This is a genomic window from Rheinheimera nanhaiensis E407-8 (genome assembly GCF_000296695.1).
In the GTDB taxonomy this organism is placed as follows: Bacteria; Pseudomonadota; Gammaproteobacteria; order Enterobacterales; family Alteromonadaceae; genus Alishewanella; species Alishewanella nanhaiensis.
In genome coordinates, this window is record NZ_BAFK01000026.1 from 1 (window position 1) to 12104 (window position 12104).

Consider the following 12104-nt stretch of genomic DNA (forward strand, 5'->3'; position numbering starts at 1 on the left):
TTCGCTTAGTTTAATGAAATGACACAGAATTTTGAACACTACCGCTATTTGGTGGAGCTGATAAGGGGAGGCCTAATTAAAGGATAATTCTATTTTTCTCACCGCTCGCCAAAATGTTTTAGGACTTTATATGTGATTTCGGTATTATTTGCTTTTATTACTTCTAAACGAGCACCTGCGTAACCAATAATGTTGCTCTCATTTAAGTCATATTCAACATCAGTGCTAAATGCAGCTCTTGCCATATCATTACTGAATTCACGATAACTTATTTTAAGTTTGTTTCCCACTTTACCGCTGTAAAGCAGAGTTCTTCTAAAGCTATCATTCGTAACTACAGTTTCTTTTGAGCGGTTGAACCTAATATCTCCACATACCGTTACATCAGCTGGTCTATTGACGCAAAATTCGCCTGACTTTTTCTTTATCTGGATTGTTGCGTGGGGTTGAGGTGTAACTGATATAATGCCGGCATGTATGACATATCCAGCAAGTAAGTCTTGGACAAAAAACTCTGATTTTTCATCTTCGCCAATTTTTATTAGCTTTCCTTTTTTAATGTCATACGCGGAGATCTCGCCTTCTTCTGTAATTTCAATTATATCCCTTTCCACAACTCTACCTTGATCCATCAGAGGTTCACCTAATCCAACGGATACGATAGTTTCAACTTCAGGAGTCGTGAAGCGACGAGATTCAGGTGTGTAGTTGTATTTTACTGTGCTACATGCAGTTAGGGTTAAGCAAAATAAAACGGTCAGCTTTTTCATCCTAATTCCCTTTCAAATAAGTATGCTTAAATAATTACACATGCAACCAATTGTCGAGCCTCAACCCCGAAACTCGATTAAACTCTTTGCTATTATTCGTAATTAAAAGTAGCCCTTCACTTCTGGCATGTGCGCTGATGTGTAAATCATTGGCGCCAATAGGAGTGCCGGAGCTTTCTAACTCGGAACGAATTTCGCCATAGTGCTGTGCTGCTTTTTCACCATACTGCAGAATTACCAATCTGGAAACAAAATCTTCTACTGCTTGCCGGTTTTGCTCTGGCCTTGCGCTTTTTTCTACGCCGTGACACAGCTCTGCATAAGTGATTGAACTGATGCACATTAAGCCCGAATACTTATTAAAAGTTTCCAATACTTCAACAGGGCGGCGCTTTATTACATATATGCAGATATTGGTATCAAGCATGTATTTCAGCATTAAAACGCTTCCCGTTCTTGCTGCTCTTGTGATGCCCGTTCAGTCATAAAATCATCTGTTACCGCTGCGCCTTGCATGAAAAACGAATCCCAGCTGTTAGCTACCGGCGTGAGTATGCGATCTTTACCCACGACCCGAACTACGACCTTTTTCACGTCGTCTGGAAAACGCGCTTCAACTGGCAGACGCACTGCCTGGGTATTGTTGTTCTTAAACACTGTGCCAGTATCCATATTCACCTCCACTAGCTAGATAGCAGAAGTATATACCTTGATTAGTAGATACTCAAAGTATCTACTGATATTAACAGCAGCGAACTAATTTATCGGCAGGTAATATTTGGCGTCGAGAAAAACAAAAGGCCAGCTTACGCTGGCCTTGTGCTATTTGGTGGAGCTGGCGGGAGTTGAACCCGCGTCCGAAAAACCTACATCGTCGGTACTACATGCTTAGCACATTCATTTAGTTAACCCTATGAGCGCCGAATGGCAGGCTATCGTCGGGCGAGCCTGATTGGTTTTAACGTTTTGTCTCCAGGCGAAGACGCGACGCGATCCTGTTAGGGGTGATCTTCCAGAGTCTCAGCTTACAGGCATGCGTGAGGGGAAGAGCTATCTACTGCTTATTAGGCAGCGATTGCGTAAGTTTCGTCGTTTGCGACTATTTAATTGAGGCTTTTTTACGAGGCCTACCTCACCTCGGCATGCACCTAAGAGTTCGTGAATCCCGTCGAATCCAGAATCAGCCCCGAATTCTGTGGAAGTAACACTCACTTTCAGTGTTTGGCTATTGTACGCAGCCTGTTTGCTTTACACAAGCGGGCATTGTGCTTTAACCGTTTTCCTGTCGCCCTGGTTAGATGGGGCCAGGCGGTAAAAGTTTCAAGGGTGTTAGTGTTTACTGTGCTTCATCATGCGCTCTTTCTCGCGTGACCAGTCGCGGTCTTTAATATCGTCACGCTTGTCATAGCTTTTCTTGCCCTTGGCTAAATGAAACTCCAGCTTTACCCAGCAGGCTTTCCAGTACATGGCGGTGGCCACTAAGGTGTAGCCTTCGCGCTCTTTTAGGCCAATCAGTTTACTTAGCTCGCGCTTGTGCAGCAGCAATTTGCGGCTGCGTTCGGGGTCGCACACCACATGGCTGGAGGCGCTGTTTAGCGGCTGAATTTGTGCGCCGAGTAAAAAGGCTTCACCGTTATGTAAAATGACATAAGAGTCAGACAGGTTTACCTTACCCTCGCGGATGCTCTTTAACTCCCAGCCCTGCAGGGCCAGGCCGGCTTCGTAGCGGTCTTCTAAAAAGTACTCGTGCCGCGCTTTGCGGTTTTGCGCTATGGTACCGTTTTTGTTTTTGCTTGCTTGTTTTTTGCTCATAATTCGTTGTTTGTCGCAGCTCAGTGTTGGATGTCAGCGATGGCTCATGCCTTGTTGCAGCGCGTTATTCTGTTACAATCGGCGGCGAGTTTAAAGGGGAGTGAGTATGCCACAAATTGAACGCAGTGCGTTGGTTTTTTACAGCGCGCAGCAGATGTATGATCTGGTAAACGCCGTACCGGATTATCCGCAATTTCTACCCGGCTGCAGTGCTGCGCGCATTGTCAGCCAGTCAGAACAAGAGATGGTGGCATCGCTGACAGTTTCCAAGGCGGGCATTAGCCACAGTTTTACTACCCGCAATACGTTAACGCCAAATCAGCAAATTGCCATGCAACTGGTCGATGGCCCTTTTAAGCAGCTGCGCGGTGGCTGGCAGTTTCAGCCGTTAAATGACAGTGCCTGCAAAGTGATGTTAAAACTCGAGTTTGAGTTTTCCAGTAAGTTAATTCAGTTTGCCTTTGGTAAGATTTTTGCCGAGTTAACCGCTGCTATGGTGCAGGCATTTACCACCAGAGCCAAACAGGTGTACGGAGAGCAACATGGCTGAGCAGATTACCGTTGAAGTGGCCTACGCCTTACCCGAGCGGCAAAGTTTACTTACCGTGTCGGTCAGTAAAAGCGCCACTGTGCAACAAATTATTGAGCAGTCCGGTATTTTGCAGCAGTTTGCTGATATTGATTTAAACCAGCAAAAAGTCGGCATCTGGAGCCGGCCGGTAAAACTCACCGACACGGTTAAAGCCGGCGACAGAATAGAAATTTACCGCCCGCTGATTGCCGATCCGAAAGATTTACGCCGCCGCCGGGCCGAGAAAGCCAAAGAAGAAGGCCGGGCTGATAAAGTCACCGGTGGCCGGCCGCATGAGGTAAAAGCCGACTCAGGCAGTTAGCCCGAGTGTTTATCGCTTTAGCAGAGTGCAGAAAAGCAAAAAACCAGCGCTGTGCTGGTTTTTTATTGTTAGCCTTACGCGGCTTAGATATCCAGCGGGGTATTAAAGTCGTCTGACTTTTTAAAGTCGCCTTTAATGTCCTGCAGCTTGTTGTCTTTAAACTCGACAATCAGCTGCTTTTCAAAATTATCGCCACGGCCGCCTTTTAAGGCGTAAAAATAATGCCAGGTGTCATTGTCAAAGGCATTGGCGGCAACCGGCGTACCCAGCACAAACTTCACCTGCTCTTTGGTCATGGCGACACGCAGTTTATCGATATCTTTTTGCTCTAAAAAATTGCCTTGTGGTATATCAATACGATACACCCAGCTGCTGCATGCGCTAAGGCTGAGAAGGCCTGCGGCCAGCACCATCATTTTAACTACTGCTTTCATCTGTTGCTTCTGCTTTACCTAAGTGGGCTCATCATACCCTATGACAAGCCGGCTGAAAAACCTTCTTTCAGACTAAAGGCGCGCATAAAAGTTCACGCGCGTTGGCCAGTGCGCTGGCGCTGATGTTTTCGCCCGCCAGTAAACGGGCAATTTCGCTGATGCGCTCGTCGGCATTTAGCTCGCGCATGCGGGTTTCGGTCGCCAGGCCGTCGGTGTATTTTTCCACAAACAGTTGCTGATGGCCCTGGCTGGCCACTTGCGGCAAGTGGGTCACACAAATAATTTGCGTGGTTTCGCCCAGTTGGCGCAGCAGGCGGCCAACACCCGCTGCCACCGGGCCACTGATACCCACATCCACTTCGTCAAAAATCAGCGTCGGGGTGGTAATTTTATCAGCCAGGATCACCTGTATGGCCAGGCTGATGCGCGACAGCTCACCACCTGAGGCGACTTTACTTAAGGCCTGCAGTGGCTGGCCCGGGTTGGTTGATACCTGAAAATCGATCTGATCGATACCCTGAGCACTGCCCTGGCTGACATCAAGCGGGGTAACCAAAATGGCAAAACGGGCATTGGCCATGCTGAGCTCATGCATGCTGCGGCTGATTTTATCACTTAACAGCGCGGCGGCCTGCTGGCGCTGCTGGCTTAGCGCTTGGGCCTGCTGTAAATAATGCTGCTGCGCGGTGCTAATATCGGCCTCTAACTGCAGCAGGCGTTTATCATCACCGGTCAGCGCCGCCAATTGCTCGCAAAGTTGCTGGTGCAGTGCCGGTAAATCTGCATAACTCACCTGATGTTTGCGCGACAGGTTCAGCCACTGGCTTAAGCGCTCATCAATGTGTGCTAAACGCTCCGGATCCAGTTCTACTTTGTCGGCGTAGCGGCGCAGCTCACGGCTGGCCTCTTCGGTTTGCACCAGTGCGTCCTGCAACATCTGGCTGATATTCGTCAGTGCTGGATCCAGGCTGCACAGCTGCTCGAGCTGGCCGGCGGCCACACAGAGCGCCTGATAGATATTTTGCTGCTCGTCATCGTACAGCAGCTGCAAACATTGCTGGCTTTGGCTTAATAAGGTATTGCCGTGGCTTAACCGGCTGTGCTCGGCTTCCAGCTGCGGGTACTCGTCCTGTAACGGGGCAAACTGATCTAACTCAGCCACCTGATATTCCAGTAACTGGCGCTGTGCATCACGCTGCTGCTGCGATTGCTGCAGCTGGGCATATTCGCGCTGCAACTGCTGCCAGTGCCGCCAACTGCTGCGGGTGGTCTCTAACAGGCTGCTATTGGCCGCAAAAGCGTCCAGCAACTGGCGCTGATAGTCGTTTTTCAGTAATTGCTGGTGGGCATGCTGGCCATGAATGCTCAGCAAATGCTGGCCCAGGGCTTTTAACTGCTGCGCCGGTACCTGTACACCGTTAATGTAACCGCGCGAGCGGCCTTCGTTGCTAACCACCCGCCGTACTATGCACTCGTGGCCCATGGCCAAATCCTGCTCGGCTAACCACTGCTGGGCAGCGCTTAGTTTACTGATATCAAAGCTGGCAACGATATCGGCTTTATCGGCACCGGGGCGCACCACGCTGGCGTCGGCGCGCTCACCTAAGCACAGTGACAGCGCATCGATGGCGATAGATTTACCGGCACCGGTTTCGCCGGTAATGGTGGACATGCCGCTGTGCCAGTCAATTTCCAGCGCGCGGACAATAGCAAAATTACTGATATGCAGATGGCACAGCATGACATTCTCCTGCCAGCTAAGTTAACTGTGAAAAATTACAGTGGTTATTTATACAGTAACTTTATACAGTAAACCCTGCCTTGGCAAGCCGGGTATTAATAAAGTTTGCTGCCCCAGCCTAATTTATTGCGCAGTACGTGGAAATAGCTGTAGCCCGGCGGATGCACCAGCCGAAGCGGCGTCGGGTGTTTGCGGATATAAATATCGTCGCCCGGCATTACGGCCAGAATGACATGGCTGTCGCAGCTGATTTGCAGGTGGGCATCGTTGGTGCTGGCCACTTTTAAGCGGATTTCGCTGCTGCCCGACACCACCAGCGGCCGGCTGCTCAGCGTATGCGGAAACATGGGTACTAAGGTTACCGCATCCAGATCCGGTGTCAGTATAGGGCCGCCGCCGGATAATGAATAAGCCGTGGAGCCGGTAGGGGTGCTGATAATCAGGCCGTCAGAGCGCTGGCTGTAGACAAACTCGTCATTAATATAGGCTTCAAACTCAATCATATGGGCAACTTTGTCGGCATGCAGCACCGCCTCGTTCACCGCGCTGTTGCTGCTTTTAATCACGCCGGCGCGCTGCACGCTGATTTCCAGCAGGTTGCGTTTTTCGGTAACAAAATTACCCGCCAGCACTTCGGTTAGCGGCTGCTGGAAGTTTTCTGGCGCGAGATCGGTTAAAAAGCCCAGGTTACCGCGGTTAACGCCCAGTACCGCCACATCAAAGCGCGACAACACCCGGGCGGCGCCCAGCATATTGCCATCACCACCGACCACGATGGCCAGGTCACACTTTTTACCCAGTTCTACCAAGTCCAGCACAGCGACATCAGGCAGCTCCAGTGATTGCGCCACCCGCTGCTCGACATAAACCGTCAGCCCCTGCTGGCGCAAAAACTGATACAGGCTGAGCAGGGTATTGTTAGCGCCCTGATGATGCGGCTTACCAATGAGCCCAACAGTGGTGAATGCGTGTGACATAGCCAGTTCCTTTTAACCCTTGTGCAGAGTATAACGACACTGCGGCTGTCGCACTAGCGCTGTCTGTGCGCTTGAATTAGCCGGCCTTGCCCCCATATCCACCAGCAATTAGGTATAGAGTGCGCGGTATGACGTTAACCCTGAGCAGGCCCGAGCTGATTTTAAAGCTGATTGTCGAGCAGTATCTGCTCGATGGCCAGCCGGTATCGTCTAAGCTGCTGGCTGACAACGCCCAGCTGGCGGTCAGTTCGGCCACAGTGCGCAACACCATGATGGCACTGGAGCAGCAGGGCTTAATCCGCTCACCGCATACCTCGGCCGGGCGCATTCCCACCACCGCCGGTATCCGCTTGTTTATTGATAAAATGCTGCAGTTACAGCCGCTGAGTGGTTTTTGGCAAACCGAGCTGCACCGTAAGCTGACACAGCAGTTACCGGTGTCGTTGTTATGTCAGCAGGCCGGCCAGCTGTTAACTAACCTGACCGGCTTCGTTGCCATTGTCAGTGCACCCAAGGCCGATGGCCGTATCGTGCGGCAAATCGATTTGGTCCGTCTGGCCAGTGACCGGCTGTTGCTGGTGGTCATAGATGAAGACGGTGATATTTTGCACCGTTTACTGCACTGCGAGCAGGCGATAGATAACACTGTGCTAAGCAAGGTGCTGTGCCTGTTAAACGCGGCTTTAGGCGGCGGTGGCCAGTGGCAGGATGGCATAGAGCGCTTAGGTGCCCTGGTGCGCGGCGAGAGCGGCATGTGTCAGCAGCTGCTGCAAAAGGTATTGGGCTTATTAAGTTTAGATGAGCTGCAACAGCACCAGCCGCTGATTTTTGGCCAGCATCAGTTGCTGTTAACCCCTGAGTATCAGCAAAACCCGGCGCTGCAACAGGTGATGCAGATGCTGGAGCAGCCCGAGGGCTTGCTGCGTTTGCTCGATAGCCTGACACAGGACGAACAGCCCAAGTTACTGCTGGGCAAAGAGTCGGGCTTTATTGAACTGGCCAATGTCAGTGTTATCGTGCAGCGCTATCAGCAACAGCCAAAACGCTTTATTGCCCTGTTGGGCCCGCGGCGGATGAACTACGCCCGCTTAATTCCTTTAGTTGAAGCCTGTGCCCGCCAGTTAAATTTGCACTTGAATCGGCGGCAGGTATCCCCATAATACACCTACTTAATTTGGGAGTAGTAACGCATGACTGAGCAACAACAGCCAACGGATCACAGCACTGAGCAGCCACAGGCCGCTAATGAACATGCCGACACCGTCGAGTTATCCGGTGAGCAGGCCATTATTGCCAAGCTGGAAGATGAGCTGGCCAGTACTAAGGCCCAGCTGGCAGAGCAGCAGGATTTAATGCTGCGCATTAAAGCTGAAGCGGAGAATATCCGCCGCCGTGCCAGTATGGACGTAGAAAAAGCGCATAAGTTTGCCCTGGAAAAATTCGCCGGCGACCTGTTACCGGTGGTCGACAACCTGGAGCGGGCGCTGGGCTTTATTAACCGCGAAGATGAAGCGCTAAAAGGTGTAGTTGAAGGCGTCGAGCTGACGCTGAAAAGCTTTTTAGACACGGTAGCCAAGTTCGGTGTTAACCAGATTGACCCCCAGGGCCAGCCGTTTAACCCGGAATTGCACCAGGCCATGAGCATTCAGCCCTCAGCGGATGTGGCGCCAAACACGGTCACCTTTGTGATGCAAAAAGGCTATGAGCTTAATGGCCGCTTACTGCGCCCGGCCATGGTCGGTGTGTCTAAAGCAGCTGAATAGCAGCCTAAAGGTCTCTGCTTGAGCCGGCATTATGCCGGCTTTTTTATTGCCGCTAAGGTTACTGTCTGATGAATAATTTATACGTGTGATGGGTTAAAGTAATAAAACTTTATGCAAAGTGCGGTGCTATCCTTTATTATCGGTTAATCAGCTTATTATGCTTTGCTGGCAGAGGTTGGCATGCACCCGCAGTTTATTCAGGCCGTGAAACAGCTTATTCCGCCACAGCGCTATTTTGATGGTCCGCTTGAAACTCTAGCCTTTGGCACTGATGCCAGCTTTTACCGTCTGCTACCCAAATTAGTGCTACGCATTGAAAGCGAAGCCGAAGTGATAGCGCTGCTGAAGTTAGCCAACCAATACCGGGTGGCGCTAACGTTTCGGGCGGCGGGTACCAGTTTATCCGGCCAGGCCGTCACTGACTCGGTGCTTTTGGTACTGGGCGAAAACTGGCAGCAGCGTGAAGTGCGCGGTTTGGGTGAGCAAATCCGCCTGCAGCCGGGCGTAATAGGCGCTGCCGCCAATAAAGTGTTAAGCCCGTTTTTGCGTAAAATTGGCCCGGATCCGGCCTCCATTAACAGCTGTAAAATCGGCGGCATAGTAGCGAATAATGCCAGCGGCATGTGCTGTGGCACCGCCCATAACAGCTTTAATACCCTGGCGGGCATGCGCCTGGTGTTATTCGACGGCACTGTGCTGGATACCGAAGATAGCCAAAGCGTAGCGGCGTTTCGCAACTCCCATGCGCCGCTGCTGGTCGAGCTGGAATTATTAGGTGCACAAACCCGCGCTAACCCGGACCTGAGTGCCAAGATCCGCCATAAATACCGCTTAAAAAACACCACCGGCTTTTCGTTAAATGCGCTAACGGAATTTACCGATCCGATTGATATGCTTACGCATTTAATGGTGGGCTCGGAAGGCTGCCTCGGCTTTATCAGTGCCGTTACCTATCACACCGTGCCGGAGTATCCGCATCGCGCCACGGCTTTGTTGGTCTTCCCGTCGGTAGAGAGCTGCTGCCTTGCCGTAACGCAGCTAAAGCAGCAGCCGGTATCCGCCGTCGAATTACTCGACAGGCGTAGCCTGCGCTCGGTTGAGCATAAAGTCGGTATGCCATCCTGGGTAAAAGCTTTGTCAGATAATGCCTGTGCGCTATTGATAGAAAGCAGTGCACAGACTAGCAGCCTGTTGCAGCAGCAACTGGCACAGATCTCAGCCAGCCTGGCTGCCTTTGAACTGGAGCAACAGGTTGGTTTTAGCAGCGACCCGGCGGTGTATAACCAGCTGTGGGCCATGCGTAAAGGCACTTTCCCGGCGGTGGGTGCGGTGCGGCAAACCGGCACTACAGTGATTATTGAGGACGTGACTTTTCCTGTCGAGCAACTGGCGGAGGGAGTGTCGCGCCTGCAGCAACTGTTTGATAAATATCAGTATAATGAAGCCATTATTTTTGGCCATGCCTTAGAAGGCAACCTGCATTTTGTCTTTACCCAGGGCTTTGAACAGCCGGCGGAGGTCGCCCGTTATGCGGCTTTTATGCAGGACGTAGCACAGCTAGTAGCGGTAGAGTTTGGCGGCTCACTGAAAGCTGAACATGGTACCGGCCGTAATATGGCGCCCTTTGTTGAGCTGGAATGGGGCAGCGAGGCGTATGCCTTAATGTGGCAAATTAAACAGCTGTTGGATCCAAATCATATTCTTAACCCCGAGGTGGTGTTAAGCCACAACCCACAGCTGCATTTACAGCACTTAAAACCCTTGCCGGCGACTAACCCGCTGGTCGATAAATGCATAGAGTGCGGCTTTTGTGAGCCGGTATGCCCGTCGCGCAAACTAAGCTTAACACCACGCCAGCGCATAGTGGCGCAGCGGGAAATATCGCGTTTAACTGCGCTGGGCAAAGATAATATGTCGGGCGAAGATGCAAAACGTTTAACGCAACTTACCTCAGCTTATCAATATGCCGGTACCGATACCTGCGCTGCCTGCGGTATGTGCAGCAGCGCCTGTCCGGTGGGTATTAATACCGGCGACTTAACCCGGCAGTTACGGGCAGAAAATAACCAGCGTTGGCAAGGTGTTGCTGCCTTTATCGCACGGCATTTTAGTGTTGCTGCCGCTATTAGCCGTTTAGGCTTGGGTGTTGGCAATGTATTTGGCTCAGTGCTGCCGCGCTGGCATAAGGCGATGCCAACGGCAAACACAGGTAAAATAACCAGCCCGGATGGCAAAGGGCTGACGCCGCTTATTTATCTGGCGTCTTGCTCCGGTCGGGTTATGGGGCCTGCGGCCAATAGTAATGATAAACGCAGTCTGGCCGAGGTAAGTACCCACTTACTGGCAAAAGCCGGTTACCAGCTGATTATGCCAGAAGGTATTGCACAGCAATGTTGTGGTATGCCGTTTCAATCCAAAGGCCAGTTTGCCGCAGCTGACTATAAGCAGCGCGAGCTGGAGCAGTGGCTGCTGAAGGTCAGTAATCATGGCGCCATTGCGATTTTCAGTGATACCAGCCCCTGCAGCTTAACCCTGCATGGCAAGCTGGACCCACGCTTGCGCATCTATGACAGCGTCGATTTTTTGCATGATCAGGTGCTGCCAAAGTTAACGATAAAGCCACTGGACCAGCCGGTGGCACTGCATATCACCTGCAGCGCCAGTCAGTTGGGTCAGGCCGATAAACTGCAGCGGTTACTTAGTGCCTGCACTGGCAGTGTCATAATACCGGAAGGGATCAGCTGCTGCGGCTTTGCCGGCGATAAAGGCTTTGTGCTGCCCGAGCTTAACGCCTCGGCATTATCGGAGTTAAAACCGCAGGTAAGTGCTTGCGCACACGGGGTATCGACCAGCCGCACCTGCGAGATTGGTTTATCGCGCCACAGCGGTATTGCGTATCAGCATCTGGTGTATTTGCTGGATAGCTGTTCTTGAGTTTTTACTGTATGTAAGCCGCGAAATTGAGCTTCGGGTCGACAACTGACACCACGAAAAGACGCCGTAGATACGTCCCTGTAGGCTCCTCTGTGGCATCCCTGCCACAGACGCTTTTCTTAGTTGTCAGTTGTCTCACCGCGCAGTGTCGTCCGGGTTCTTAATCAGCTATATTAAAGTTTGTTCAGGATCTCCGCCGGTAAGGCCAGCTCGTCATTACGGTTAACACCGACACCACGCTCAAGAATATTCTTAGCAATTTGCTTGGCTTCATCCAGCGAGTGCATTTGCGCGGTGCCACACTGATAAATATTCAGCTCCGGAATATCGCTCTGGCTGGCAACGTGCAGCACATCATCCATCGCCGCTTGCCAGGCTTTGGCCACGCGCTGTTCGTCCGGTGTGCCAATTAAGCTCATATAAAAGCCGGTGCGACAGCCCATCGGCGAAATATCGATAATTTCGACATCATCACCATTTAAATGGTCACGCATAAAGCCGGCGAATAAGTGTTCCAGTGTATGAATGCCTTTTTCCGACAGGATTTCTTCATTCGGCACACAAAAGCGTAAATCAAACACTGTAATTGCATCGCCTTTGGGCGTGTTCATCTTTTTCGCTACCCGCACCGCAGGCGCTTTCATAATGGTATGGTCGACGGTAAAACTGTCCAGTAGTGGCATAACCTTAGCCTTTTTAAAGTGTAGAAACAGTGTCGGCTATTATAGTCAGGTCGGGGCGGATAAGTTAACCGCTTTTGCCGCGAAAAGCGCTTAACCG

13 protein-coding genes and 1 other RNA gene are annotated in these 12104 nt (G+C 51.2%); 5 read left to right on the forward strand and 9 right to left on the reverse strand.

Features of this window, described 5'->3' with window-relative positions; translation table 11 throughout:
• Nucleotides 1-98: 98 nt before the first annotated feature.
• The 5 genes from RNAN_RS18970 to smpB all read right to left on the reverse strand — a co-directional run bounded on the left by RNAN_RS18970 (nucleotide 99) and on the right by smpB (nucleotide 2582).
• Nucleotides 99-770 carry a hypothetical protein gene (locus RNAN_RS18970; protein WP_148275770.1) on the reverse strand — a complete coding sequence of 224 codons (672 nt, stop codon included), beginning with the start codon at nucleotides 768-770 and terminating at the stop codon, nucleotides 99-101.
• Between the two features lie 34 nt (nucleotides 771-804).
• Nucleotides 805-1206: a type II toxin-antitoxin system tRNA(fMet)-specific endonuclease VapC gene (gene vapC / locus RNAN_RS16280; protein WP_369403279.1), complete on the reverse strand. Its 402-nt coding sequence runs from the start codon at nucleotides 1204-1206 to the stop codon at nucleotides 805-807.
• A gap of 2 nt (nucleotides 1207-1208) precedes the next feature.
• Complete coding sequence (gene vapB / locus RNAN_RS16285; protein WP_008223808.1) at nucleotides 1209-1442, reverse strand: type II toxin-antitoxin system VapB family antitoxin; 234 nt, start codon at nucleotides 1440-1442, stop codon at nucleotides 1209-1211.
• A gap of 155 nt (nucleotides 1443-1597) precedes the next feature.
• Nucleotides 1598-1958: a transfer-messenger RNA gene (gene ssrA / locus RNAN_RS18975) on the reverse strand.
• A 141-nt stretch (nucleotides 1959-2099) separates the two neighbouring features.
• Nucleotides 2100-2582, reverse strand: a complete 483-nt coding sequence (gene smpB, locus RNAN_RS16290) for an SsrA-binding protein SmpB (RefSeq protein WP_008223810.1) — start codon at nucleotides 2580-2582, stop codon at nucleotides 2100-2102.
• A gap of 106 nt (nucleotides 2583-2688) precedes the next feature.
• Here smpB and RNAN_RS16295 point away from each other — a divergent pair, with 106 nt between their 5' ends.
• Nucleotides 2689-3132: a type II toxin-antitoxin system RatA family toxin gene (locus RNAN_RS16295; RefSeq protein ID WP_008223811.1), complete on the forward strand. Its 444-nt coding sequence runs from the start codon at nucleotides 2689-2691 to the stop codon at nucleotides 3130-3132.
• Nucleotides 3125-3475, forward strand: coding sequence for an RnfH family protein (locus RNAN_RS16300; RefSeq protein ID WP_008223814.1), 351 nt, complete (start codon nucleotides 3125-3127; stop codon nucleotides 3473-3475). Before RNAN_RS16295 ends, RNAN_RS16300 begins: the two co-directional genes overlap by 8 nt.
• 83 nt (nucleotides 3476-3558) lie before the next feature.
• On the opposite strand, the gene RNAN_RS16305 is transcribed toward RNAN_RS16300, so the two are convergent.
• The 3 genes from RNAN_RS16305 to nadK form a co-directional block, all read right to left on the reverse strand.
• Complete coding sequence (locus tag RNAN_RS16305; RefSeq protein ID WP_008223816.1) at nucleotides 3559-3909, reverse strand: outer membrane protein assembly factor BamE; 351 nt, start codon at nucleotides 3907-3909, stop codon at nucleotides 3559-3561.
• Nucleotides 3910-3976: 67 nt separating this feature from the next.
• A complete protein-coding gene (recN, locus tag RNAN_RS16310) occupies nucleotides 3977-5650 on the reverse strand; it encodes a DNA repair protein RecN (protein WP_008223820.1) in 1674 nt (557 codons plus the stop codon).
• A 95-nt stretch (nucleotides 5651-5745) separates the two neighbouring features.
• On the reverse strand, nucleotides 5746-6627 hold the full coding sequence (nadK, locus tag RNAN_RS16315) for an NAD(+) kinase (protein WP_008223821.1): 882 nt from the start codon (nucleotides 6625-6627) through the stop codon (nucleotides 5746-5748).
• 128 nt (nucleotides 6628-6755) lie between these two features.
• Here nadK and hrcA point away from each other — a divergent pair, with 128 nt between their 5' ends.
• From hrcA to RNAN_RS16330, 3 genes are all read left to right on the forward strand, one after another.
• Nucleotides 6756-7787 (forward strand): heat-inducible transcriptional repressor HrcA, encoded by a 1032-nt coding sequence (gene hrcA / locus RNAN_RS16320; RefSeq protein WP_040552375.1) that lies wholly within the window; start codon nucleotides 6756-6758, stop codon nucleotides 7785-7787.
• Between the two features lie 30 nt (nucleotides 7788-7817).
• Entirely contained in the window at nucleotides 7818-8390 is a 573-nt protein-coding gene (gene grpE / locus RNAN_RS16325; protein WP_008223823.1) for a nucleotide exchange factor GrpE, read from the forward strand.
• A 180-nt stretch (nucleotides 8391-8570) separates the two neighbouring features.
• Complete coding sequence (locus RNAN_RS16330; RefSeq protein WP_040552381.1) at nucleotides 8571-11324, forward strand: FAD-binding and (Fe-S)-binding domain-containing protein; 2754 nt, start codon at nucleotides 8571-8573, stop codon at nucleotides 11322-11324.
• Nucleotides 11325-11497: 173 nt separating this feature from the next.
• Here RNAN_RS16330 and luxS read toward each other — a convergent pair whose 3' ends face one another.
• Nucleotides 11498-12007 carry an S-ribosylhomocysteine lyase gene (gene luxS, locus RNAN_RS16335; protein WP_008223825.1) on the reverse strand — a complete coding sequence of 170 codons (510 nt, stop codon included), beginning with the start codon at nucleotides 12005-12007 and terminating at the stop codon, nucleotides 11498-11500.
• Nucleotides 12008-12104: the final 97 nt, after the last annotated feature.